19 protein-coding genes are annotated in these 25,344 nt (G+C 68.7%); 7 read left to right on the forward strand and 12 right to left on the reverse strand.

The annotated features are described in order from the left end of the window. Window positions 1-212 precede the first annotated feature (212 nt). From JQX13_RS08520 to JQX13_RS08535, 4 genes are all read right to left on the reverse strand, one after another. Window positions 213-1,343 (reverse strand): HEAT repeat domain-containing protein, encoded by a 1,131-nt coding sequence (locus JQX13_RS08520; protein ID WP_239014619.1) that lies wholly within the window; start codon window positions 1,341-1,343, stop codon window positions 213-215. A 355-nt stretch (window positions 1,344-1,698) separates the two neighbouring features. Further along, window positions 1,699-2,106, reverse strand: a complete 408-nt coding sequence (locus tag JQX13_RS08525) for a hypothetical protein (protein WP_203408546.1) — start codon at window positions 2,104-2,106, stop codon at window positions 1,699-1,701. A gap of 36 nt (window positions 2,107-2,142) precedes the next feature. Next, a complete protein-coding gene (locus JQX13_RS08530; RefSeq protein ID WP_239014620.1) occupies window positions 2,143-2,595 on the reverse strand; it encodes a hypothetical protein in 453 nt (150 codons plus the stop codon). 406 nt (window positions 2,596-3,001) lie between these two features. Continuing rightward, the gene (locus JQX13_RS08535; RefSeq protein WP_203408548.1) at window positions 3,002-4,993 is read right to left on the reverse strand and encodes a hypothetical protein; all 1,992 of its coding nucleotides are present in this window, start codon (window positions 4,991-4,993) and stop codon (window positions 3,002-3,004) included. A gap of 315 nt (window positions 4,994-5,308) precedes the next feature. On the opposite strand from JQX13_RS08535, the gene JQX13_RS08540 reads away from it, so the two are divergent. Further along, the gene (locus JQX13_RS08540; protein ID WP_203408549.1) at window positions 5,309-7,864 is read left to right on the forward strand and encodes a M1 family metallopeptidase; all 2,556 of its coding nucleotides are present in this window, start codon (window positions 5,309-5,311) and stop codon (window positions 7,862-7,864) included. Between the two features lie 653 nt (window positions 7,865-8,517). Here the strand turns inward: JQX13_RS08540 and JQX13_RS08545 are convergent. From JQX13_RS08545 to JQX13_RS08575, 7 genes are all read right to left on the reverse strand, one after another. Further along, window positions 8,518-9,498 (reverse strand): hypothetical protein, encoded by a 981-nt coding sequence (locus JQX13_RS08545; protein WP_203408550.1) that lies wholly within the window; start codon window positions 9,496-9,498, stop codon window positions 8,518-8,520. A 131-nt stretch (window positions 9,499-9,629) separates the two neighbouring features. Continuing rightward, a complete protein-coding gene (locus JQX13_RS08550) occupies window positions 9,630-12,737 on the reverse strand; it encodes an Ig-like domain-containing protein (RefSeq protein ID WP_203408551.1) in 3,108 nt (1,035 codons plus the stop codon). 87 nt (window positions 12,738-12,824) lie between these two features. Next, window positions 12,825-14,405, reverse strand: a complete 1,581-nt coding sequence (locus JQX13_RS08555; protein ID WP_203408552.1) for a serine/threonine-protein kinase — start codon at window positions 14,403-14,405, stop codon at window positions 12,825-12,827. 15 nt (window positions 14,406-14,420) lie between these two features. Next, on the reverse strand, window positions 14,421-15,488 hold the full coding sequence (locus JQX13_RS08560) for a DUF2804 domain-containing protein (protein ID WP_203408553.1): 1,068 nt from the start codon (window positions 15,486-15,488) through the stop codon (window positions 14,421-14,423). A gap of 115 nt (window positions 15,489-15,603) precedes the next feature. Then, window positions 15,604-16,776: an ABC transporter permease gene (locus JQX13_RS08565; RefSeq protein ID WP_203408554.1), complete on the reverse strand. Its 1,173-nt coding sequence runs from the start codon at window positions 16,774-16,776 to the stop codon at window positions 15,604-15,606. Beyond that, window positions 16,773-17,507, reverse strand: coding sequence for an ATP-binding cassette domain-containing protein (locus JQX13_RS08570; RefSeq protein WP_203408555.1), 735 nt, complete (start codon window positions 17,505-17,507; stop codon window positions 16,773-16,775). Before JQX13_RS08570 ends, JQX13_RS08565 begins: the two co-directional genes overlap by 4 nt. 1 nt (window position 17,508) lies before the next feature. After that, window positions 17,509-18,987, reverse strand: coding sequence for an alpha/beta hydrolase (locus tag JQX13_RS08575; protein WP_203408556.1), 1,479 nt, complete (start codon window positions 18,985-18,987; stop codon window positions 17,509-17,511). A gap of 113 nt (window positions 18,988-19,100) precedes the next feature. Between JQX13_RS08575 and JQX13_RS08580 the strand changes: the two genes are divergently transcribed. From JQX13_RS08580 to JQX13_RS08600, 5 genes are all read left to right on the forward strand, one after another. After that, a complete protein-coding gene (locus tag JQX13_RS08580; protein WP_203408557.1) occupies window positions 19,101-19,946 on the forward strand; it encodes an LEA type 2 family protein in 846 nt (281 codons plus the stop codon). Between the two features lie 100 nt (window positions 19,947-20,046). Beyond that, window positions 20,047-20,439 (forward strand): aspartate 1-decarboxylase, encoded by a 393-nt coding sequence (panD, locus tag JQX13_RS08585; RefSeq protein WP_203408558.1) that lies wholly within the window; start codon window positions 20,047-20,049, stop codon window positions 20,437-20,439. A gap of 110 nt (window positions 20,440-20,549) precedes the next feature. After that, a complete protein-coding gene (locus JQX13_RS08590; RefSeq protein WP_203408559.1) occupies window positions 20,550-20,993 on the forward strand; it encodes a hypothetical protein in 444 nt (147 codons plus the stop codon). A 15-nt stretch (window positions 20,994-21,008) separates the two neighbouring features. Further along, window positions 21,009-21,626, forward strand: a complete 618-nt coding sequence (locus JQX13_RS08595; protein ID WP_203408560.1) for an EcsC family protein — start codon at window positions 21,009-21,011, stop codon at window positions 21,624-21,626. A 22-nt stretch (window positions 21,627-21,648) separates the two neighbouring features. Continuing rightward, the gene (locus JQX13_RS08600; protein ID WP_203408561.1) at window positions 21,649-22,149 is read left to right on the forward strand and encodes a GGDEF domain-containing protein; all 501 of its coding nucleotides are present in this window, start codon (window positions 21,649-21,651) and stop codon (window positions 22,147-22,149) included. A 4-nt stretch (window positions 22,150-22,153) separates the two neighbouring features. Here JQX13_RS08600 and JQX13_RS08605 read toward each other — a convergent pair whose 3' ends face one another. After that, a complete protein-coding gene (locus tag JQX13_RS08605) occupies window positions 22,154-23,722 on the reverse strand; it encodes a sigma-54-dependent Fis family transcriptional regulator (RefSeq protein WP_203408562.1) in 1,569 nt (522 codons plus the stop codon). Between the two features lie 206 nt (window positions 23,723-23,928). Here JQX13_RS08605 and JQX13_RS08610 point away from each other — a divergent pair, with 206 nt between their 5' ends. Further along, complete coding sequence (locus JQX13_RS08610; RefSeq protein ID WP_203408563.1) at window positions 23,929-25,326, forward strand: FHA domain-containing protein; 1,398 nt, start codon at window positions 23,929-23,931, stop codon at window positions 25,324-25,326. Window positions 25,327-25,344 lie beyond the last annotated feature (18 nt).

A 25,344-nucleotide genomic window follows, 5' to 3' on the forward strand; every position in this document is an offset into this window, starting at 1 on the left:
GACCTCACAACCAGTCCGGTGGCCGTCTCTTCCCTACTGCTCCGCTGCTCCCTTGCTCGCTCTACTCAAAATGGCGAAAGTCGAGTCTGACTCATCCTCATGAGCCGATCTTCGGCCGCGGTGCGGAAAGGGCATCGTCCATGGACCCGTTTCCCTTGGGGTTCTCCAGCAACCTACTTTCCACCACTCTCCGAGATCCTGCCACGGCCAGCTCACCCGTCACCGATCTTCTTGAGGGCCAGACTCGCCTCCGAGCGAACCTCTTCAATCTCGCTCTTCTCCAAGTGGCGAAGCACGAGGACGGCACGCTTGCGCAATTTGCCGTTCCTCGTCTTCCTGGCGAGGACTCCGAGTCCATGCGGAACGAAAGCTCTCGCCGGCATGGACGCGATCCCCGCCAAACTCACGAGTGCATCCAGCGCGGACTGGTCCCCATAGCGGCCTCCAAGGAGCTCTCCGATGACGAATGCCCCCATCGGATTGGAACCCTTGTCGAAGTTGGCAACCAGCAATGGCCGGAGCATCTCTCGCTGACTCGACGAGAGGCGTCTCCAGCTATCTCCAATCGCTCTCACGAACTGCCAGGTGTCATCGTGCTTCCAGAATGCCGAATCAGCGAGCAGTGACGTGAATCGCTCGAACGCGTTTTCAGGGAATTTGTCGTACCGCCGCAGCCTGAACTCGAGTTGCATCAGGAGGTTGAACAGCTTGCTTCCGGACCGAGCAAGAACTTCTGCCCGAACAGCATCGAGCACATCCGCCGGTTCGCGGTCCTTCGGGATGCTGTCAGGGCGCTGTGAGTTCCCCTCCATGATCCATTCGATGGCCCTGGACGCCTCATCTCCCACGGAGCCCATCCATCCCTCCACGGGCGTCTGGTCCCTGAGCATTCCTTGAAGCACTGGGATGAGCGGCAGGTGCCTGGTCGCTCCGAGCGTATGGACAGCGCAGTACCGGACCTCGGGCGAATCGTCTCTCAAGGCCTCCTGAAGAGCATCGACAGCGGCGTTGAACTCCTTGGAATCGGTCTCGACCTTGTCGAACAAGTAGGCGATGCACTCCGCGGCTTGACCCCGAACCTTGGGGTGCTCCCTCTGGTCCGCGAGGATCCGGACCATCAGGTCCAACAAGCTGACGTCGCCATGCCAGCTCAGCGCATAGAGAATACAGTGTCGCACCTCGACACGCTCCTCGCTGGGCAGCAGCTCGAGGAGCCTCGCCGTCGTCGAGCTGTCCGCCGAAAGCAGCTTCGCCGCCTCGACGATGGCGATGGGAGCCGATCCTCGGATGTCCCTCAGCGCGGCTTCCCTCTGCTCTTCAGGCAAGGGCGCTCTCTCACTCATGCTCACGTTCCGATCTTCGCCACCCCATGGGAAACTCTCCTCGGAATGGGTCCCGGCCTTGGCGAAGGAATTGGCCTCCTCAACGACCCTTTCGCGCCCTGAACTCCGCTACAAAATCAAGCAACTTCTTGATCGCCGCCAGATGGTCTCCGTTACAGTCACGCAGGTACTTCGCAACCCAGCCCTCCGGCGGGAACTCCTCCTTTTCAAAGCTAAGTACTACAGTCGGACTTCGCCTCTCGGTCGGAACATATTGCGCTTCCCTGCTGGGCGAGGAGCCACAACATCTGGGGCACATGGATTGAAGTGCGGCTGTAGTACTAGGCAAGGTGACATTTCCGTAGGTTTGAATTGCCTACTCGGAATCTTCGGCTGGTTCGTCTGTCTCCACGTCTGTCTCCACGTCTTCCCCTTCAAGGGGTGCGCTCATGAAGGTATACCTTCCAGGCAATCGAACGACCATGAAACCCTTACCGGCGATTCTGACGCGCTCTGCGTCCTCTGCCTTCCCGCTGGCCAGCCATTTGTCTGCCTCTTCCCGGGTGGCGAACTCATGGGAGACTTTGAGCTTGAATGAGGGGTCAAAAACGTCCCGATAGAACCTGCGAAAATCATCCTCTTTCCGGATGTGGCGGGGGTAGATCAATGCAATCTGCGCAAGTTCGATTGCGTCCCTCTCTGGCGAACCCTCCGGATGCTTCTCGATGATCGAGTTGAGAATGTGGAGGATTGCCTCTGTGTCAAAGTCTGGGATATAGGGCATGGCGGCGCCGCCCCTTTCGTTTTTCTAACGGTAAGTTCAGATGGGGACAAGAAAGAGCGCGCCACCAATTATCGCAATGACAAAGCCTACTCCGGCCACTGCCACATGGGTTCCGGGCGGCGCCTCGGGTGTGTGCTCTTTGAGCCAATCGAGCGCTTCGCTGATATTTAGAAATGTCAGTTTCTTGCTCTGTGATTCTTGCCGCTCAAGCTCCTCTTGTTTGTCGACGCACTTATTGAATTCTTCGCGGCACGCCCTGGTGCAGTATTCGCGGTGCACGGCGGAGTGTTTCTTGATGCTCCAAACTGGCGGCTTGCGCCTCCAGCACTTGTCGTAGCACTGTATTTGCAGTTCGTTGCAATAAGCCTCTGCACCAGCGCCACCGATACCGCGTGCATCGTCTCGAAAGTCGATGTTGCTTGCGTCCTCAGCGATTAGGTACATCTTGCGCTCGGGCACTTGCGTGTGGGCGCATCCGAGGTTTGCCATGGCCACCGCTACTAGCAATGCCACCAATCGCGTCAGACCTGCTGGGTGCATCGCCTTGTCCCTCAGTGCTTCGCTGCGTTACCTGCCTGCACTCCCGTTCAACCTCGGCTGAGTGGACGAGTCCCAAGGCAGCAGAGCGCTTCCCCGTGCCGTCCGGCTGTGGAGCTCCGAAGTTTCGAGCATCTAGCTACCCTGTCCGGCCTTCCCTATTTACCCCGGGGGTTCAGCTTGCCGACCCGCCTACTTGCCATAGCGGGTCAGGCGCGTCGGTTTTCGGACGCTAGTGGAGTGTCCACGAAGTTCGTAGACATTCCACTAGTGCTGGGCGAGCCATGCGCTTGGCTCGCGTTCTTCGACTCACCTTGTTAGCAACACTCCGGGTACGACGAGCTGTTACGGAGAGTCATCAGCCCCCGCGTCTCGCGCGAAACCACAGCAGGCCCAGCACTCCGAGGCTCACGAGTGACAGGGTCAGCCCCGTGACGAAGGAGCCTGGACGGTAATGCAATTCCACCCGTCGCTCGCTCCCGCGCAGGGCGATGGCTCGCAGGCCCTCGGCTTCGAGGAGCGGCACCGGCTCGCCATCCGCCTCGGCCTCCCAGCCCGGGAACCACGCATCCCTCACGGTGAGCCGCTCGCCCCCTCGCGGAAGCGTGAAGACGAGCCGTGAAGGCAGATCCACCTCGGGCTCCAACTCCAGCCGCTCCCCGCCCGACTCCAGCAGCGCCCGGCCCGGACGGCCCAGCTTCAACGCGAGATAGCTTCCGTTCTGGAAGAGCACCTCTCCCGGGTACGCCGCGCGCTTCGCCTCGTCGTCGATGACCACCACCGAGGCCCCCAGCTGCCTCGCCGCCCGCTCCGGCTCCTCGCGCACGAGCCGCTTCACGTACGCGGGCGCCGGCACCACGAAGCCCTCCAGCGCCGCGAAGCCTCCCGCCATGTTGGCGTTGGGGATGCCCACCTCGCACGCCTCCGCCCGGTGCTCGAGGTCCACGCGTCCCCAGTCGATGTCGTAGGCCACGCGGCCTCCGGGCTGGAACGCCGGAGAGGGACGGCACGGCTCGCCGCCGCTCCTGCTCGCCAGCGTTCCCACGCCCTGCTGGAAGATGGCGCACTCGACGAAGAGGATGGCCGCCACCGCCCACCCGCGCCGCTCCGGAGCCGCCCGGCGCGAGGCCAGCAGCGCGCCTCCCGCCAGCGCCACCCAGGCCACGCTCACCGCCCAGCCCGCGCCCGCGCCCGCCACCGCGAGGGCACACGCGCCCAGCAGGCCCACCATGGCGAACACCGCTCCCGGACGCCGCGTGATGGGTCGAGCGCCCCGCTCCCACGCGGAGAAGCCCGAGGCCAACGCCAGCGCCAGCAGCACCGGCAGCGGCGAGAGGAACTTGATGGGGAAGCGGAAGAGGCCCGCGCCCGGCACCCACCGGTGCAGCCACGTGAAGAGTCCTCCCGCGTCTCCGAGCGCCAACAGCACGAGCACCGCGCACACCACGGCGAGCCCCTTGCGCCGCCACAGGCCCCAGCCCGCCAGCAGCAGGAGGCTCGAGCCCACGAAGAGCACCGACTGGAAGCCCTGCGTGCCCGAGCGGTCCGCGCCGAAGCGGACGAAAGGCAGCACAAGGTCCAACACCTCGGCCGGGGACAGGGCGAAGCTCGAGGCCTCGCCCGCGCCGATGCCCGCGCGCCGGTCCGAGCAGACGAGCAGCTCCAGGAAGGGAATCCACGTGGCCGCGGAGAGCCCGGCCCCGAGCGCCAGCGCGCCCACCGTCCACCGCGTGCGCCGCCAGAGGCTCACGGCCAGCCCGGCCAGCGCGAGCAGCGTCAGCTCCGGGGAGCCCGCGAGCACGCTGCACGCCACCTGCACGCCGAGCAGCGCCATCCCGCGCCGCGTGGGACGACGCGCCAGGAGCCGGCCCGAGCCCCACACCCACGGCACCCAGCTCAACCCGCACAGCATGTTGGGGTGGGCATAGTGCTCGACGGCGAGGGGACTGAGGCTCGCGGCGAGCCCGGCCAGCACGGCCGCGCGGCGGCTCGCCCCCGAGTAGCGCGCCAGCCGCCACGTCCCGAGCCCCAGCCACACCAGGTGCGCGAAGAGGAAGGGGCCCAGGACGCGCTCGGGCCGGGCCAGGAGGAAGAGGAGACTCGGCGGGTAGAGCACCTGCGTCTGCAGCTCGGCCAGGAACGGGTGGCCGGCGAGCAGGAGCGGATTCCACAGCGGCAGTTCCCCGCGCAGGAGCTGCTCCCGCAGGAAGGCGGCGTTGGGCAGGAAGAGGAAGAGGATGTCTGGAGACACCGGCTGCCGCACCAGCATGAGCCCATGGGCGACCAGCACGGCCAGCACCACGGCGGCACAGGCCAGCGATACGGCATGAGCACGGGACGGGAGGGACATCGCTCCGGGAAACGCTAGCACGGAGGGGGAACGGCCACCCAGACGGGCCGGGTCTGCCCTCCAGGCCCGAGCCACCCACCTCTCGCCCACGGACAAGGGGGTTCCTACCTTCCCCGTCGGCCGCTTCCATGGAGCTCATCCCCTACACCTTCAACCCCTGGTGGGGCTGTTCCGGGATTCCCTTCTTTTTCAAGCAATGGGGTGCGTCCTGGACCGGGCGTGACAGGTCGAGCCGTCACCCGGTGGACGCCAGTCCCACGACTTCTTCACTCCGTACCAGGCCCTCGCCTGCACTCCCGCTAGAGTCCGACCCCTATGGCGCACGCGACTGACGACAAGAACTTCCGACTTCCCCTCTCCATCCGTCCCCGGCGTTACGAGGTCACCCTGACGCTCGACATGGAAGCCAAGAGCTTCACGGGCCAGCAGACCATCGAGCTCGACCTCGAGAAGCCCTCGAATGAAATCATCCTGCACGCCATCGCGCTGCAGCTCGGCGAGGTGACGTTCCGCGCGGGCAACGGCAAGAGCGTCAAGCCCACGGAGCTGCGGCCGGTGCAGGCGAGCGAGACGGTGGTGCTGCGCTTCGACGAGCCGCTTCCGCAGGGCGCGGGAGCGCTGGACGTGGCGTGGACGGGGCGCTTCACCGAGGGCCTGCGGGGCCTGTACGCGGCGGGCAAGGTGGCGGCCACGCAGTTCGAGGCGGCGGACGCGCGGCGGCTCTTCCCGTGCTTCGACGAGCCGGCCTTCAAGGCACGCTGGGCGCTCACGGTGCGGGTGCCGCCGGGGCTGACGACGCTGGCCAACGGGGCGCTGGTGAAGGACGAGCAGGACGGCCCCCTGCGCAAGCTGACCTTCCAGGAGACGGAGGTGCTCAGCTCGTACCTGGTGGCGCTGGTGTGTGGCCCGCTGGTGGGCACGCCCGAGGAGAAGGTGCAGGGGATTCCGGTGCGCACGTGGGCGCTGCCGGAGAAGCAGCACCTGACGCGCTTCGGCCAGGACGCGGCGCTCGCGGCGCTGCCCCGGCTGCAGGACTACTTCGGGCTGCCCTACGCCTTCGGCAAGGTGGACCAGGTGGGCATCCCCGACTTCGAGGCCGGCGCCATGGAGAACGCGGGCCTCATCACCTACCGCGAAATCGCGCTGCTGTTGGACCCGGCCACGGCGCCGCTGTCGGTGCAGAAGCGGGTGGCCGAGGTGGTGACGCACGAGCTGGCGCACCAGTGGTTCGGCAACTGGGTGACGATGGTGTGGTGGGATGACCTCTGGCTGAACGAGGCCTTCGCCACGTGGATGGCGTACAAGATCGTCGACAGCTGGAAGCCGGACTGGCGGGTGTGGCTGGACTTCGACGCGGGGAAGGCGGCGGCGCTGCACCTGGACGCGCTGCGCTCCACGCACCCCATCCGCGGCGAGGTGCGCAACGCGCACGAGGCGGGCGAGAGCTTCGACCTCATCACCTATGAGAAGGGCGGCGCGGTGTTGCGGATGATCGAAGGCTTCCTCGGCGAGGAGGCCTTCCGCGAGGGCATGCGCCAGTACATGCGCAAGCACGCGCGCTCCAACGCGGTGGCGGACGACCTGTGGAGGGCGCTGGCCAATGCCTCGTCGCAGCCGGTGCTGGAGCTGGCCAACGCGTGGATCGGCCAGAGCGGCTACCCGCTGGTGTCGGTGGCTCTGGACGGGCGGACGGTGACGCTGTCGCAGCAGCGGTACTACTCGGAGCCGGGCGTGAAGAGCGGTGAGCACTGGCCGGTGCCGATGGTGCTGCGGTACGCGGACGCGGGCGGGGTGCGCGAGCAGCGGGTGCTGCTGCGCGAGGCGCAGGCGAAGGTGACGCTGGAGGGCTCGGGCGAGGTGAAGTGGCTGTGCGCGAACGCGGGCTCCACGGGCTTCTACCGGGTGCAGTACGACGCCGCGGCGCTGGAGCGGATGTCGGCGAACCTGGCGGCGCTGGCGCCCTCGGAGCGCATCTCGCTGCTGGCGGACCAGTGGGCGCTGGCGCGCAGCGGACAGGCGACGGTGGCGGCCTTCCTGGAGCTCGCGGGCCGCTTCGGAGGCGAGGAGGACGACGCCGTGCTGGACGAGCTGGTGGGCCGGCTGGCGTACGTGGAGGGCCGGCTGGTGGAGGGTGAGGAGCAGGAGCGCTTCCGCCGGTGGGTGGAGAAGCTGCTGGGGGCGGGGTTGAAGAAGCTGGGCTGGGACTCGGAGCCGGGGGAGTCGGACCGGGTGAAGCTGCGGCGAGCGGCCTTGGTGCGAGCGGTGGGCGGTGTGGCGCGCAGCCCGGAGGCGCTGGCGGAGGCGAGGCCCCGGGTGGAGCGGATGCTGAACGGGGACAAGACGGCGCTGGAGCCGAACCTGCTGGACGTGGCGGTGGGCATGGTGGCGCGAGCGGGAGACCGGGCGCTCTACGAGAAGATTCTGGAGAAGATGCCGGGGGAGCCGGATCCGGCGACGCAGCGGCGCTACCTGATGGCGCTGACGGCCTTCGAGGAGCCGGCGCTGGCGGCGGACGCGCAGAAACTGTTCTTCACGGACAAGGTGAAGATGCAGGACGTGGCGAGCTTCATGATGGGGCTGATGGGCAACCGGACGGGCCGCGACGCGTGGTGGGCGGAGACGCAGAAGCGGTGGGAGGACGTCCTGGGGAGGACGGGACGGGCGCCGATGCTGCTGCGTCGAGTGGTGGAGTCGATGGGAGCGCTGCGCGAGCGCAAGCAACTGGACGAGGCGCGCAAGCTGCTGACGACGCACCCGGTGGAGGAGGCGAAGCAGGCCACGGAGCAGACGCTGGAGAAGCTGGAGCAGGACGTGGCCCTGCGAGAGCGGGCCCTGTCCGAGGTCAGCGCCTGGCTCGAGCGCCAGCCGTGAATCGCTGAACCCCAAACTCCCTCTCCTCTGGGAGAGGGCCGGGGTGAGGGTATGGGGTTCCGAGACCCGCCCCTGAGTAGACGGCTGTAGGTCCTGGGGCTTCTCTCCCGTGCTCGCAGGACCCCGGGAGCTTACGGCAGGGATGAGGCGGAGCATGCCGCACGGAACGGCAGCCCGGTTGGCCCCGCCCATCGAGTTGGAGGCACCTCACCAGACCCGACGGCCAGACGTGACTGTCAGCCGTTTTCCGTAATCGGTAGGTTTGGGCTTCCAGCTCGGGCGGCTCGCCCGGAGAGCCATGAGAAAAACACAAGCAAAGAAGCTTCTCGACAGAGGAGTTGGTCGAGAAGATCAGAACCCTTTCCGCAGAGAGGTGGCCAGAGATCCATGCGGGCAAGCCCAAAGACGCCAATCGCATGTACGATCTTCTTGTTGCACTCGAAAGGGAGCTACGAGCGAGAGGTATCGAAGCGCAACGTCAGCTATTGAAGTTGCTCGATGATCCAGATCCGGGAACCCGGTGCTGGGTTGCTGGCTCGGTGTTGGAGTCCGAACCGGACGAGGGGGTACGGGGACTTACCGAGATCGCCAAAAACGTTGACGGTCTCGTGGGCCTTTCCGCGGAGAGAACGCTGGAGCAATGGAAGGCATGCTCAGCCCCGCATGTCCATGTCCGAGGCCGGCGCCTCGACCGGAGTGTCCCCCCGGCCCAACCGCACGAGGTGGAACACGATGACGGCGTCGAGCACCAGGAGGCCCGGGAGGTAGAACCACGGGCCCACGGCGTAGGGGCTCATCATCAGGAAGAACCAGAGCGTGAGCCACACGCCCATGAGGATGAGCGCGAGCGGGTGCAGCGCGGACAGGCCCCGGTGCTTCACGGCGGAGCACGCGAGCAGCAGCAGCGAGCTCTGGGTGAGCACCGAGAGTGGCTGCTCCGCGCCCGACAATCCGGGCGCATGCAGGGTACCGCGCCCCCACGCGAGCAGGAGCGAGAAGGAGCAGAGGACGACGCCCACCACCACCCAGCGGTGCAGCCGGAGACCGTGGGGGTGCATGTCCAACTCCTCCGGGGGCGCATCCGCGAAGTACATGCGGCCCTGGTCGTAGCCGAGCATCAAGGCGGCGAGCATCCACACCAGCGAGACAGGCCCGAAGCCCAGCATCAGCACGGCGTACGCACAGGTGAACAAGGCGAAGAGCCGTGCGATGGCCGGGTGCTGGGTGTCCTCGGGGAGGTTCTCGAGTGATGGCGGCAGGCGGCGGAGGGGCGCGGAGCCCGGCACCTGCAGCTCGGGCTGGCTGATGATGCGCCACTCGTTCACGGCCACCAGCGCGCCCGCCAGGAGCATCACTCCCGTGGCGATGAGCCCGATGCCCATGACGAACGGCAGGAACGACAGCAGCAGCGCCAGCCCCACGAGCCCCAGTCCCAGCAGCGTCAGGGAGCCCCCCGGAAGCAGCGAGCGCAGGCGCGGGTCGTCCAGCACGCTCCGGAAGGCCTCGCCCACCTGTCCGGCGACGGCGCCAACGGGCCCGGCCACCTTGGAGAGCAACTGCTCCAACCGCTCGGCGGTCGAGGGAGGCGGTGCTTCCCATGAGTACTCCGGGTTGTAATCACCCCCCTCGAACATCTGGCCGCACCCGTTGCAGAAACCTGGCGACTCATCGGAAAGGGGGTGACCGCAATGGGGGCATGTCATGGGGGGGTCCGAAGCGAGACCTCCAGTCTAGGCCAGGCGGGACTCGCGGAGGTACAGCCCCCCTATTCGTAGACGGTGGCGTGCACGAGGTTGCTGGAGAAGCCCCCACCGTTGTCCCGGTACCACACCGTCACCGCTGCCCCCGCCCCGTTCGCTCGGACCCTCGGTCGCTTCGAGGTTCCACCATGGACGGGCTCGAGCGCCCCGATGAAGCTCAGCGTGGTGGCTCCCTCGGGGTAGCGGGCCCCGAAGACCCGGTCCACGCCGCTCACGTTCTCCACCCAGACGATGTGGAAGTTGCCCTGCCCATCCGCCGCCACCGAGGGCTGCACCGACTGACCTTGGTCCATCGCCACGGGCTGCCAGCCGTTCTCGGGAGTGAAGCGCTTCAAGAAGACCGTCGAGCTGCCGGTGCGAGGCCCCGTCCAGGAGACCATCGCGCGGCCCCAGCGATCCATGGCCACCGCGGGGTCATCCCCACCTGGCGGAGCGTCGCCCAGAGCGGCGGTCGGCTCGCGCCAGCCCTCGCCCGGGACGAAGCGGGTGGCGTAGAGGGAGGAGGAGCCCGTCCCGGCATCGCGCCAGCGGAACAGGATGAACGCCGAGCCATCCGCGCTCAGTGCGGCGGACACCGAGGTGCCCTCTCCCGATGCGGCGGCCTGCTCCGGTGGCGTCCACCCCGAGCCGGGCACGAAGCGGCTGGCCTGGACGCGCGGGGTGCCTCCGGAGTCCGGTTGCAGCCACGCCACCAGTGCTCGCCCGGAGCCCTCCAGCGCCAACGTGGGCACGGAGGTGGCTCCCGGCCCCGACTCCAGCAGCAGCGGCGCGCTCCAACCACCGTCCTTCACGAGGCGCGCGGCCCACAGGCTCTCGGCACCGCCATCCGACTGCCTCCACACGACGAGCGCGTTGCCCTGCGCATCCACCCCCACCCGCGGCGTGCTCACCGGCTCGGCGCGCGTCTCCAGCAGGTGGGGTGTGCTCCAACCCGAGCCCGGGGAGTACTCGACGGCATAGAGGTCCACCTGTGAGCCGACATGAAGCTCCCAGACGGCCACTCCGAAACCCACCTCGTTCACCGCCACGGCGGGGCGCTCCACATCCCCCGGGTGGACGGTGTCGAGCTCGCGCGCCGGCTCCCAGCCCACGTGGGGCAAGTAGCGGCTGGCGAAGGGACGGAAGGCGACACCGGAGGTGTCCTGCACCCAGATGGCCAGCGCGTGTCCCTGTCCATCGACGGCGACGTCCGGGAAGAGTCCGGGCCGCACCGAATGCACCTCGCGCGGCGGCTGCCACTCCCGGCCACGCGTGGTGAAGCCCACGGTCACGCTCGACGTCATCGCCCATCCGGCCCGATCCTTCACCGGGGCGGACAGCACCGCGCGCACCGTCTCGCGGTAGGGCAACGGGCTGACGGGAGTGAAGGCACAGCTCGTCGCCGAGTCATCACAGGTCATCGTCGTCGCCACGCGCGTGCCACGCACCTCCAGCGAGAACCCCTCGGGCGTGAGGCTGGAGACGTCCACCGGCTCGCTGAAGGTGAAGCGGATGGGCGCCAGGATGTCCACCGCCACTGCGTCCTGTGTGGGCGACACGCTCGCGACGGAAGGCGGCGTGAGGTCCACCCAGAAGCCCTCGGACGCCACGAACGGGCTCCAGTTGCCCGCCGCGTCCTTCGCGCGCACGCAGTGGAAGAAGGGCCCATCTTCCCAGAGCGAGAAGCCGGTGAGCCGCGTGGACGTCTGCTCCGTGGTGTGCAGGCTCTCGGTGAAGTACCCCTGGCACCGGGAGGAGACGGAGATCACGTGCTCGTACAACACGACGCCGTTCGAGTCCGAGAAGCCACTCCAGTTGGCCTCGAAGACGTCGGTGGCACGCTGGTGGCCCTGATGCGCCCCCGGGCCATTGGCCACCTTCGCGCCCACGACCGACGGTGGCACGCCGTCCTGCACGTAGACCAGGGGCCCCACGCACGCCGAGCGGTTCCCCGCCGCGTCCTCCGTGGCCACGAAGAAGGAGGTGGTGGAGTTGCGTGGGACGGAGGTGGTCACGATGAAGGAGCCGGAGCCGGCCGCCGACGCCTCCGCGACGAATGTCCCCACACAGCCCTCGGTGGTGAAGAGGAGCGCACGGGGATCTCCCCCGGCGGCCCTGCCGCTCACGGAGACGGTGGAGGAAGAACCTGGTGAGGAGGGGGAAAGCACGAGCACCGACGGCGCGGCGGACGACTGGCTGTCCTCGATGTATTCGAGGGCCGCCGAGCACCCGCTCCGATTGCCAGCCGCATCCCTGGCCCAGGCGGAGAAGAGCGACGTGCTGTCGTCCGCCACCGTCACCGTGAAGAGGGCCTGGCCCGACGCTCCCGCCGTGACGGTCTCGAGCGCCGGCACCGTGCAGTCCGGGTTGGCGAAGAGCTCCACCTGGGCGCCAGCCTCCACGTCCAGGGTCAGGGAGGGGTCGTTGCGGTTGGCCGTCCGGGGAGTGGAGGACGACCATCGCGGAGCCGCGGGTGGGTTGCTGTCCCGGGTATAGGCGTGGACCGCCGAGCACTCGCTGACGTTTCCCGCCTCGTCCAGGGCCATGGCGAAGAAACGCTCCTTCTTGTTGAACGAGACGTACCCGGAGAGCGAGGCCATCCCCGTCGCATCCGGGGTGGCGGTGCTCGACCAGGAGGGCTCGCACTCGTCACCGACGTGGAGGGCCACGCGCGCGGTCCCCGGCTCCGCGATCACCCTCAGGACGATGTTGCTGTCCTTGCCCAGCACCGGGTTGCCCTCCGCCCATCGCGGTGCCGGAGGCGGGATGCTGTCCTCGGTATAGGTGAACGGCTCGGAGCACTCGGAGACCCGGTCGTCCTTGACGGCCCGGAGCGAGATGACCGTGGTGGAGTTGTCCGGGACGGAGAGCGAGAACTCCGTGTAGTAGGCGTCCGAATCCTCTACCCGCTGGATGAACGTCCCCTCGCAGTTCGGCCCCAGGTAGACCTCGAGAGCCGCGCTCTCGACACGCGCCTTCAGCCGCGGTTGGTTGTCATTGGCCACCTTCCGGTTGTCCGATGACCACAGGGGTCTGAGCGGAGGCCGTGGCAGCTCTGGAGCGTCATCGCCACACCCCACGAGCAGCAGCCCCGCCCACAGCATTCCCACCCATTGATACATCGTCAGTCTCATGGAACTCGTCTTCCAGACGCGACATGAGCCATCGCGCCCACTCCCTACCGCCGGTATTGAGGTAAGCCGTGCGGCTTGGATCGCCGCTCAATCGAGGTACTGTATCTTGCAGCCCTTGCCGTCGAAGACGACCAGGGTGCGCTTCTCGGGGCGGACCTTGACCCCGCAGCGCGCCGGGCCCTCGGGAGAGGAGAACTCCAGCTCGTAGCGGCCGGCCTTCCAGCGGCGCAGGGTGAGGGGCATCTCCTCGCGCCCGCGCTCCGGCAACACCACCGTCGCCTTCCCCATCAACGCGGGCACAGTGCCGAGGCGCAGCTCGCCCTCGCCCTCGAGCACCTCCTCGGGGGCAGCGGGAGCGGAGGCCGCCCCCGTACGAGCCTGCTCCCGGGAGCGTTTGGACTCGCGCTTCGGACGGGACACCTGGGCTCGAGCGGGCTCGGAGGCCGCGACGGGCGCGAGCGCCTCGGGCTCCGCCGGCCGCGCGGGCTCCGGGGCCGTCGTGGCCACGGGTGGCACCACGGGCACTGGCTGCGCCACGGCCACGGGCGGCGCCACGGCCACGGGCTGCTCACCGGGAAGGAGGATGGCTCCCGCCGCGAGCGAGAGGCCCAATCCCACCACCACTCCCGCCACGGGTGCCCACACCTTGCGGCCTCCCGGGAGTCGACTGGCCTGGGCCCTCGAGGGCGTCGAGACCGGGGACAATCCGGAGGCACGCCCCCGGGTCCGGCGCGGGCTCGACCTGGAGACGGAGATCTCCTCGCCCTCTTCCCGCACGTAGCCCGCGAGCGAGCCGGGTCCCACGGGCAGACCCGCCGCGAACGCCACCGACTCCAGCTCCTCGCGCATGGCGCGCGCGTCGGGGTAGCGCTCCTCGGGCTTCAGGCGCATGGCCCGCTCCACCACGGCGAGGAGGCCGCGAGGCAGCTCCGGGCACACGCGCGAGAGGGGCTCCCACTCGCCCCGAACCAGCGCGGTGTTGCGGGAGATCAACGTGGGATACGCATCCAACGGGCCCACGCCCGCGGCGAGCTGGTAGAGGGTGACGCCCAGCGAGAAGAGATCGCTCCGCCCGTCGAGCGGCTTGCCCCTGGCCTGCTCCGGAGAGAAGTAGCCCGCCTTGCCCTTGGTGGTGCCAGCGCGGGTGAGGTTGCGGTTGGTGGCCGCCTTGGAGATGCCGAAGTCGATGAGCTTCAGCGACCCCGCGGCCGTCAGCAGCAGGTTCTGCGGCGACACGTCCCGGTGCACCAGGTTGGGCCGCGCGTGCACGGCCTCCAGCGCCGCACAGGTGGAGATGCCCACCGCCAGCAGCGCCTCGTCCGTGAAGCGCTCCCCGCGTTGGCGCAGCACGCGCTCCACTTCCGCGAGCGACTCGCCGGGCACCAGCTCCATGGCCATGTAGAGGAGCCCGTCCGCGTCACCCACCTCGTAGATGTGGACGATGTTGGGGTGGCTCAGCGTGCAGGCGGTGCGCGCCTCGTCGAGGAACATCTCGCGGAAGTCCTCGGACTCCGAGTACTCCGGCCGGATGACCTTCAGGGCGACGGGGCGGACGATGCCCCCGGCGAGGGCCTGCTCGGCGCGGTAGACCTCGGCCATGCCGCCCTGGGCGAGAAGGCGGATGACGCGGTAGCGACCAACGGAAGTCCCAGGCTCGATGGAGGACAAGGCCTCCGGAGCCTATCACCACAGCATGTCTTGATCCTCGGTGACGCCGGGCACTCCGGACAGACGGTGCGTCTGGCCACCCACCCGGACGGAGCCCTCGAAGAGACCGAGCGGCTGGGCGAAGTGGCTCACCACCACCTTGAAGTCGTGATCCTCCCGGTGGACGTAGAGGGGTTGGAAGCGCAGGTCCACCGCGCCGTCCACCGTCCGCATGCGCCAGGGGCTCATCAGCTCGTTGCGGTCGTACTCGAAGTGCGCTCGGGCCAGCGGGTAGAGCCGGTTGCCCAACCACAGCGCGTTCTCGTTGGTGCCGGCGCTCTCGTTGAAGCCCTCGACGAGGTTGAGGCCCACCGGCGTGCCATCCGCCAGCCTGCCCGCCAGGAAGGCCCATCGCCACGCGGTACGCCGGGCCAGGTAGCCCTGGGTGTAGTCGGTGCCACCCACGCCGCCATCCAGCCGGAAGCGCTTGCCTCCCGCCTCCAGGCTGCCGAAGGCCAACATCCCGCTGCGCTTCTGGGTGACGTTGACGAAGCCGTCCCCCTCCACGGGGGCGATCACCGTCAGCGCCGGAGGACCACCGGCCACCAGCAGGTCCCCATTCCACAGGAACGATTGGAGACTGCCCGTGCGCAATCGGCTCACGTCCACCTGCAGGCGGTAGCGCTCATCTTCCTCACCGCGCCGCGCGGAGAGCCGTCCGCCCAGGGTGCGGAACGAGGCCGTCAGTCCCGCGCCGGGCCTGTCGCTCACCTCGGCGAGCGGGCCAGGGGCGCCCAGGAAGCTGACGTCGCAGAGGGGCCGCTGCTCCTTCAGGTCCAGCGCCACGGCGAAGGCGTTGGCCGAATAGCCCACGTCCACCACCGCGAAGAGCGCGAGCACCTCGGGCGTGGCCGCCAGGGTGTAGTGCCAGCGCTTGCGCTTGAGCAGCCGGGCGGGAGCCGCCGCGGGGGCCCACCGTCCCTTCAGCTGGGAGAGGTCCACCGAGGGCAGCTCGCCCTGGTAGGTACCGAATCGGGGTTCACCCGACGCCGTGGCCACGGAGGCCGGCGCCGGAAGGAGATTCAATTCTCGCTCCGGGGTCATTTCGATTCTCAAGGTGGGGCATGGACTTCCCTCATGCCACCCGGTCCCCTGGTGCGACGGATCACTCGCACACAGAACGGAATCCCGAGTGTGCGGGGGTGGACCCTTGGTTGGCTCAGGAGCGGCCGAAGATGATGCGCTCGTCGGCCAGCAGCCGCGCCGTCCACGCCAGGAACACGAACGCCAGGACGCAGCAGCTCACCAGGCCCATGAGGAATGGCATCGCGCCCAACGACTCGCCGCGCATGAGCTCCTGCACCAGCATCTCCTGCCCCAGCACCGGCACGGCGAACATCCACGGCTTGCTCTGCACGGGCGACAGCACCAGCGCCATGCCCGGCACCGTGGGCAGCAGCGACAGCACCTGCATGTACGTCTGCGCCTCCTTGAAGGAGCGCGCGAAGGTGGACAGCAGCATCTGCATCGCCGAGGCCATCAGCGCCAGCGGCAGCACCGCCACCCACAGGCCCAGCACCGTCGCCATGTCCAGCCGCACCTTGACGCCCATGTCCTGCAAGGGCACCCGGAGCATCACCACGATGAAGGCCACCAGGCACACCGTGGCCGCCGCGCAGGCGAACACCACGGCCGAGAGCCACTTGCCCATCACCAGGGCCTCGCGTTGAACGGGGTTGAGCAGCAGCGACTCCAGCGAGCCGCGCTCGCGCTCGCCCGCCATGGCGTCGATGGCCACGTTCATCCCGCCCGAGAAGGCCGCAAACACCAGGAAGATGGGGATGACGGTGAGCAGATTGGCCGCCAGCCGCTCCGGCGTGGACAGGTCCACCTCCGCCACCTTCACCGGCATGGCCAGCTGCGGCGCCACGCCGCGAGCCAGCAGCCGCTGCGAGCCCAGCATGCCCGAGTACGCACCGAGCAACTGCTCCACCCGGCGGACGGTGGCGCGCGCCTGGTTGCGCGAGTTGTCCATCACCAGCTGCACCTCCGCCGTGCGCCCCGCCTCGAAGGACTTGCCGTAGTCCTCGGGGATGATGAGCACCGCGTCCAGCTTGCCCGCCTGGATGCGTGCCTCGTAATCGGAGGGGGGCTCGGACAGCTCCACCCCGGAGCGCTCCAGGAACGCGATGAGGCTCGGCGCGTTCGCCCGCCCCGCCACCGGCAGCTCCAGCGGCTTGTCCTTGCGGAACCAGGAAGCCATCACCGTGAACATCACCCCGAAGATGATCGGCCCCATCAGGGTGAAGCCCAGCGCGCTCATCACCGAGCGCCGGTCGCGCAGGTGGTCGCGCAGCTCCTTGCGGAACACCGTGGAAAGGAGCGCCCTCACTGCATCAACCCCTGGTCACTGCCGATGACCGTCACGAATGCCTCCTCGAGGCTGTCCTTGCCCGTGCGAGCGCGCAGCTCATCCGGGGTGCCCTCCGCCACCACCCGCCCGTGTGCCACCACCACGATGCGGTCGCACAGCGCCGCCACCTCCTGCATCACGTGGCTGGAGAACACCACGCAGTGCCCCTGCTCGCGCAGCCGGCGGATGAGCGTGCGCACCGCGCGCGTGCTCATCACGTCCAGGCCGTTGGTGGGCTCGTCCAGCAGCACGTTGCGAGGCCCGTGCACCAGCGCCCGCGCCAGCGCCACCTTCATGCGCTCGCCCTGGCTGAAGCCCTCGGTGCGCCGGTCGGCGATCTCCTTCATGTCCAGCAGCTCCACCAGCTCGGCGATGCGCGCATCGAGCGCGGCGCCGGACAGGCCATGCAGCTCGCCGGCGTAGCGCACGTGCTCTCGGGCGGTGAGGCGCGGGTAGAGGCCGCGCGCGTCCGGCAGCACGCCGATGGCCCGGCGCACCTCCAGCGGGCGCTCGGCCACCTCCAGCCCGTCCACCTTCGCGCTGCCCCTGTCCGGCCGGATGAGCGTGTAGAGCATCCGCAGCGTGGTCGTCTTGCCCGCGCCGTTGGGCCCGAGCAGTCCCGTCACCACACCGTCCTCGGCGCGGAAGCTCACGTCCTCCACTGCCGTCACCGCGCCGAAGCGCTTGTGCAGGTTCGTCACTTCGATCATGTCAGGGCACCGGGCCGGCGAAGGAGGTGAAGAAGGGCGGACGCTTGAGGCCCTCGCCGCACTTCGGCTCGAGCCCCTCCACGCTTCCGCGGGTCACGAAGTCCGCCATCAGCGAGCGCGCGCACCCGATGGCGCTCGTCCCGTGCCCCACGCCAGGAAGAACCACGTGCAGGCTGTTCGACAGCGTGCGCTTGGCGTCCTCGGCCCACGAGGGCGGCGTCACGGGATCCAGCTCGCCGGACAGCAGCAGCACCGGTACGTCCGACTTCACAGGCTCGCGGTAGTCCCTGGCCAGCTCGCCGCGCGGCCAGAACGCGCACGGCGCGAGCATCTTGCGTACCCCCTCCTCGCCCAGCCAGGTGCCCTTCGTCTCGCGGGTGATGGCCTCATCCGAGATGAAGGGCATGTCCTCCGAGCACACCACCGAGAAGAACATGCCCTGGCTCAGGTTGCGATCGTAGCTGCCGGTCATGCTCTGGTGGATGGCGACGAGGGAGCGCCAGTCGCCCTGGGTGGCCCGGTCCAGCACCAGCGGCACCAGGGAGGCCGCCTCGGGCATGTAGAGCAACCCGCGCAGCACCGCGGTGAGCCCATCGTAGGTGAGGGTGATGTCCTCGGGCACGCCGGTGAGGGGGTGCTCCACCCGCGAGCGCACGGGCTCCTTCCGGAGCTGGGCCAGCAGGGACGCGAAGCGGCCGCGCAGCTCCGGGTAGCGCTTCGTGCACGCCGCGTCCTGCTCGCAGTGGGTGAAGAGCAGGTCCAGGGCCCGCTGGCTGTCGCGCGCGACGTAGAGGGGCAGCAGGAGCGACATGGGCGCCACGCCCTCGAGGATGGCGGAGCGCACGTGCTCCGGGTGCTGGCGCAGGTACACCAGCGCGGCGCGCGTGCCGTAGGACACGCCATACAGGTTCAGCTTCTGGTAGCCGAGCGCCTCGCGCACCTCGTCCAGGTCATCCATGGCGATGGGCGTGGTGTACAGGCGCACGTCCGCGTCGTAGCCGGCCAGGCACTTGCGGAACGCCTCCTCGAAGAAGGCGTCGTCGAACTGCTGGGCCAGCGGCGCGTCGGGAGGAACCGGCTCGCACTCGAGCGGCCGCGAGTCCCCGGTGCCCCGCTGGTCCACGAAGACCAGGTCCCGGTTGCGCTGGACGCGCTCCAACAGGGGCACCATCTGCCCGGCCAGCTTCGCGGCGCCCTGCCCGGGGCCACCGGCCAGCAGCACCAGGGGATCCGGCTCCGGCGAGGCCGCGAGCGCCGGCACCACCACCACCTTCAGCGGCACCTTGCGCCCCTTCTTCGCCGCGCGGTCCTCCCACACCTCGTAGGTGCCACACAGGCCCTGCCGGCCCGCCCCCTCCAGCCGGCACGGGGTGAGCGCCACCTTGCGTACCGGCTCCTGGGCCACACCGCGCGTGCAGGCGGACAGCGACAGCAGGCCACTGAGGACGGCGGGGAGGATCCGGGCGACGTGCTTTCTCACGGTGTCCTCAGGAGTACCACCCCTGCCCCACCCCGCGCACGTCCTCCAGGTGGCGGCTTCCCCCCCGAGCTGGTTTGAATTGCTCGGCTCCCCACCCGTCCGCTGATAAGCCCATGACCATGAAGATGAACCGCTCGCTCCTCGTCCTCGCGACCCTCAGTCTGACCCTGCTCGCTGGCTGCGCCTCGCTCCAGAAGTGGCTCAAGGGCGCCTTCAAGAAGCCCCAGCTCACCTTCAAGACGGCGCGCCTGTCGCAGGCCTCGCTCTCCGACGCCACCGTCGACCTCGTCTATCAGCTCAACAACCCCAACCCGCTGGGGCTGAGCCTGGCCTCGGTGAACTACGCCTTCTTCGTCGAGGGCAAGCAGGTGGTGGCCGGCACTCCGCCCAAGGGCCTCAACATCGCCGCCAACGGCAAGTCCGAGCTCGTCTTCCCCGCCAACGTGAAGTTCGCGGACATCGCCCCCGTGGTGATGACGTTCCTCAACAAGGACACCGCCGCGTACAAGGCCCAGGGCAGCATCGGCATCAAGACGCCCCTCGGCGTGCTGAGCTTCCCCCTGGAGCACGAGGGCACCTTCGAGGTCCCCAAGATTCCGCAGGTGCAGTTCGACTCGCCCCGCATCACCAACGTCACCCTCCAGGGCGCCACGGTGGAGTTCCCCCTCACGGTGAAGAACCGCAACAGCTTCCCGCTGCCGGTGGCGGGCATCAGCGGCGCGCTCAAGGTGGCCGGCGCCAATGTGGGCAACCTCTCCACCGGCAACCTGGGGATGCTGGAGGCCGGCAACAGCCGCCAGCTCACCCTGCCCCTCAAAATCAACTTCCTGAGCGCCGCCGCCGCGGCCAACGCCCTGCGCTCGGGCGGCAATGCCCAGGTGAAGCTGGACGGACAGCTCGTCTCGGGCTCACAAAACGTGCCCCTGGACATCTCCCAGCTATTGAATTTCCGGCGTTAGTCGGTTTCTACCGGGGGGGCAACCAGGCAGCCGAGCTCTTGAAGGTTGTCCCCCGACGTTCCACCCGTTACGGTTGCGCGGAAATCTCCCGGGCCCCTCCATGCGCCGCATCTTCTTCAAATCCAAAATCCACCGTGCGACCGTCACCCAGGCCGATCTGGATTACGAGGGGTCGGTCACCATCGACAGCAACCTGCTGCGTGCCGCCGACATCCTCCCCTTCGAGAAGGTGGCGGTGTGGAACGTGACGCGAGGCACCCGCCTGGAGACGTACGCCCTGGAGGGCGAGGCGGGCAGCGGCGTCATCTGCATCAACGGCGCGGCGGCGCACCTCAACAAGCCGGGGGACCTGGTCATCCTGGCCACCTTCGCCGAGGTGGAGGAGCACGAGGCGGCCCAGTGGAAGCCGACGGTCGTCTTCGTGGATGAGAAGAACCGCATCGTGCCCGGGCGGACGGAGGAGATTCCGGGCCCGGCGCGACGCATCGCCTGAGCGGCGCCGGACGCTCGCGTCCGCTGCCGCTTTACGCTCCCGCGCGAGCTTGCCATGCTCGTGCGTCCAATTCCCTGGGAGGGGCGTCGAGCCCCGGAGGCGAGGAAGCGATGAAGTGGACGTGGGCCTGCGGAGGCCTGCTGTGGGTACTGGCGGGCTGTGGCGCGACCCGGGAGGCATTCCGGCCCAACCCCAACGACGAGGACCCGTTGGTGGGGTCCATTCCGGTGGTGCGTGCGCCGCTGAAGGACCGGTGCGCGCAGCACGGCACCTCGTCGGTGCGGGGCCACTGTGACGAAGCCAGGTACCTGGGGACCGAGTACACGCGGCGGCTGTCCGTGGGGGACGAGGTGTGCCTGGAGGGCGGCTACGGTGACGAGCCGGGGCAGGCGTGCAAGGCGCGCGCGGCGGTCATCGACACGGCACCCAACCAGGTGAAGCTCGAGGTGCGCACGGCGCGGCCGGACTCGCGCTGGTTCAACGCGGAGATGCGTCACGCCTGGTACGAAGAAGGCGCACTGGTGGACCTATACCTCGCCGAGCGGGGTTACTGAGGGGAGGAGAGACGCATGGCGTTCTATGACCCCATCGCCGACACGGTGAAGAAGTTCACCCCGGCGGAGCTGAAGAAGCTGGCGGACACGAAGCTGTCGGACCTGGTGCAGCAGGAGGTGCCGCGCGCGCGCAAGCGGGTGTTGGAGCTGGAGCAGCGCTATCCGTCGGCGGGGGTACGCGAGCGGGCCCAGCGGCTCATCGACGAGAAGAAGCACGTGGCGAGCATGGTGGGGGGCATCAGTGGGGCCTTCGGGCTGCTCGGACTGCCGGCGGACCTGACGGTGATGGCGTGGCTGCAGCTCACGCTGCTGGTGGACCTGGCCACGCTCTACAAGGTGAGCCTGAAGAGCGAGCGGTCGCGCAACGAGCTGTTGGACCTGTACGGTTACACGACGGGAGTGGGGCCGGTGCAGCGCTCGAGTCCAAGGGTGCTGGGGAAGGTGGCGGAGGTGCTGCTGACGAAGGGTGGCCTGCAGACGTTGGGGCGGGCGATGCCACTGGTGTCGGCGCCGGTGACGGCGTACCTCAACAATCAGCACATCCAGAAGGTGGGAGACCACGCGGTGCGCTTCTACGAGGGCTTCGACAAGGCGCACGCGAAGACGAAGGCGGCCTCGCGCAAGGCGAGCTGAGGAGCCCCCTCCTCCACGAACGATGAGCGAACACGCCCCACAAGTCTGCCCGCTGACAGGGGCGTACCTGCGCAGCTACTTCGAATCGCTCCTGGCCAAGGCGGTGTCGGACGCGCACCTGGCGCGGATGCCGCTGACGGTGCTCTGGGTGGACGCGGATGAAACCCAGGAGGGCAACGACGCGCGCGGACGCGAGGCGATGGACGCGGCGCTGAGCGGGTTGGTGGACGAGCTCGCGGCGGAGCTGGATGGGCGTGGGCCCATTGGCCGCATGGAGGGGGACGCCTTCGCGGTGAGCCTCTACGCGGTGACGCCGGACATGGGAGCGCGGCTGGCGCAGGGGCTGCGCCGCCGGCTCGCGCAGAGGCGCTTCCACTCGGAAGCAGGCGACTTCCACCTCACGGTCTCGGTGGGAGTCGCGGGGTTGCGCGCGGGCGAGCCCTACGGCAACCTGCTGGACGCGGCGGAGGCGGCGTGCGTGCAGGCGAAGCAGGCGGGGAGGGATGAGGTGGTGGCGCGGTAGCGGCTCACTCGATGCCGAGCGCCTTCATCCGGGCCTTGAGCGTGTTGAGCGCGATGCCCAGCTCCAGGGCCGCGCGGGTCTTGTTGCCCTGGTGCTTGTCGAGTGCGCCGCGGATGTCCTGCTCGGTCAGGTCCCCGGGACGCTTGCGCACGACCGCGACCGACTCCACGGAGGGCTGGGTCGTCCGCTTCACGGGCGCGGAGGTGGTGCCTCCGAATCCCAGCTCCCGCTGCTCCAGATAGGACTTCACCGCCTCCAACGTGACGAGGGTGCGCTGGCGCTCGATGCCCTCCAGTTCCTGGTGGGCCACCTCGCGAGCCACCACCGTCCTCACCGTCGACTCCAGCTCGCGGATCTGCCCCGGCCAGCTCGCCCCTCGCAGGAACGCGATGGCCTCGCGCGTGAGCTCGGCGTCGTACTGCTGCTCGACCTTGAGGCGATGCAGGAAGGTCTCCACCAGGTTCGGGATGTCCTCGCGCCGCTCCTCGAGCGTGGGGAGGATGATGAAGTCTCCCGCCGCGAGCCGCTGCGCGAGGTCCTGCCTCAAGTCCGTCTGCCGCAGCGGCGCCTTGGATGCGGAGATGAGCCGGAAGCGCGGCGGCGGCTCGCGGAAGTCCGCCGGCGCCCCCAAGGGAGCCAGGCTGCCCGAGCCCTCCAGCACGTCGACGAGGAAGTCCTGCGCGAGCCGGGGCAGGAACTCCACCTCGTCCAGGAAGAGCGTGCCCCCGTTGGCGCTGTAGAGCTTGCCCACCCGCGCGATGGACGCTCCCGTGTACGCGCCCTTCACGTGCCCGAGCAGCTCGCTCTGGAGCGCGGCCGGATCCTGCGGCAGCCGCCCGCAATTGAGGATGACGAAGTTGCCCTCGAGCCCGCTACGGTTGTGGATCTCCCTCGCGATGAAGGTCTTCCCCGTGCCGGAGTCACCGCGCAGGAACACCGGCAGGTGGTGGCGGGCACAGCGTTCGATGGAGCGCTCGAGCTGCACGGTGGCGGGAGAGTCCTCCCGTTTCGCGCGAGGGCCAACCACCTGCCCCGGAGGCACCTCCGCCAGCAGGGTGACCCGGCTCTTGCCATTGCCGAGCAGCACCACGTCGCCCACCTCGAGCACCTGGTCGCACGAGGGCCCCAACCGCTGGAAGTGCAGGCGGGGATCCAACACGCCCTGCTCCTCCTCGCGCCCCAGGTAGCTGCCGTTCCTCGAGTTGAGATCCCGGTACACCCAGCGGTGGTCCTCGCGGAACGCGAGCCGCCCGTGCTGCCGGGACACCGCGTCGTGGGGGAAGACGACCGTGCACTCGGGCGCCCTCCCGAAGACATAGGAGCGATCCGGGTAGAGCCGCACGGTCAACTCCTCGATGCCCTCGCGTTGCACCCGCAGGGCCTTGGGCTCGCGGTACTCTCGTGCCTGTGGCTCCGGCCTCGAGCGCTCGCCTCGCGTGTCGGAGGCCCGGTCCCCGGCCGGTGGGCTGCTCGCCGGTACGGACTGTTGAGTCCTGCTGCGCGAAGGCCGGCCCGGAGTGGACAGCCGACCCTTTTCCCCCGTCCCGCCCGACTCCTCGTCCCCGGTCGTCATCCGCGTCCCCACCTTCAGTTCTGCTGTCACGATTGATAGCAGTTTTGACAGGCTTCCGCCGGTGGCCGGGTGGTAAGAGGCCCGCCGCGCGCTCCGAAATGCCTGGAGGATCGGGACCGTTCCTGGGGGGACTCCGCTGGCACGCGTCCTGCTTGGAAATCGGGCCAGCAGCCGGATGAACCGGCCCTCCAACCCCAGGAGCACGCGTGTTCAACATCACTGTCGGGCTCATCGGAGAACGCACCACCAAGACGGGGACCCTGGCATCGCGAGAGATCGCCATCGGGAGGGATCCCACCAACGACCTGGTCCTCGACAGCGGAAGCGTGTCGCGCACCCATTGCCGGCTGGTCGCCATCGAAGGAGCAGCCATCGTGCTGGATGAAGGCTCGAAGAACGGAACCTGGCTCAACGGCAAGCCCGTGGCCCATCCCGTGGTGCTGAAGTTCGAGGATGAGCTGGTCATCGGCCCGTACACCCTGCGGGTGCAGTCGCTGGTGGGCAAGGGCACGGCGGGCACGCAGGCGCTCGGGGTCTGGCCGCACCCGCTCCCCGCCTCCGAGGCGTCCGGCTCCACCGAGGAGAACACGGTGCTGGCCCGGGGTCTGTCGAGCCTCGAGGAGCGGCGCCAGGCGCTGCGCTGGCTCATGCGCGAGCCGGGCTCCAACCCCCGCATCGACGAGGTGCTGCGCGCCGCCCTGCGCGACTCCGACCTGGAAGTACGCATGACGGCGGTGCTGGCGACCGCGAAGCTGCGCGCCCGCGAGGTGCTGCCGGCCCTCCAGGGCTCCGACATGCCCACCCTGCTCCAGGAGGTCGACGATCCCCGGGAGCGCCGTTTCCTGGAGCAGCTCTGGCAAGGGGTCATTCGATACCTCCAGGAGCGTCGTTACCCAGGTGATAGTGTGCCGGGGAGGGATCCGCTCAAGCCACTGTGGCGCCTGCTGGCCGGAGAGTTGGAGGTGACGGACGCGGCGTCGATGCTGCTCCACGCCCTCACCACGCCGCTGGAGCCCGCGGAGCGGCCGACGCGGCTGCCTCCGGGAGTGGTGGAGCAGGAGGGTCGCTTCTACCTGCGCCGCTCGGGGCTGCCGCTGCGCTGGGTGGCCCCCGTCAAGCACTGGCTGGGCGCCAGCCCCGCCCGTCAGGCCTCCTCCCCGGGCTTCTTCGTGGCCCAGGTCCCCGTGGACCGTCCCCTGGCCAAATGGGTGGGTAATCCGCTACCCACCCGTGTCGTGCTTGACCACGAGCAGGTGTGGCTCGGTTCCTACAAAGAGGCCGAGCGGCTCTGTGCGGAATTCTCTCACGTCGAGGAAGCGCACATCCGCCTCCCGACGGCGGACGAGTGGGAGATGGCGGCCCGGGGAACGGATGGACGGCGCTACCCGTGGGGAAACCTTCCCCAGCAGGACTGGGAGGAGTGTGCCTCGCCGTGGGGAGTGGACTACCTGGTGGGAGACGTGCCCGAGTGGACGTTCGAGCCCGAGAGCGGCACGCAGCTGCTCCGGGGTGGCGTGGAGGCGAGGACGTGGGTGCGCCACCCCGTCTACGAGGGTGAGGAGGAGTTCGCCGCGGCGCTGAGGCCCATCATCCCCGGCGTGTGAGGCGAGGGCCGGAGCGCG

It is taken from the genome of Archangium violaceum (genome assembly GCF_016859125.1).
GTDB classification, from domain to species: Bacteria; Myxococcota; Myxococcia; order Myxococcales; family Myxococcaceae; genus Archangium; species Archangium violaceum_A.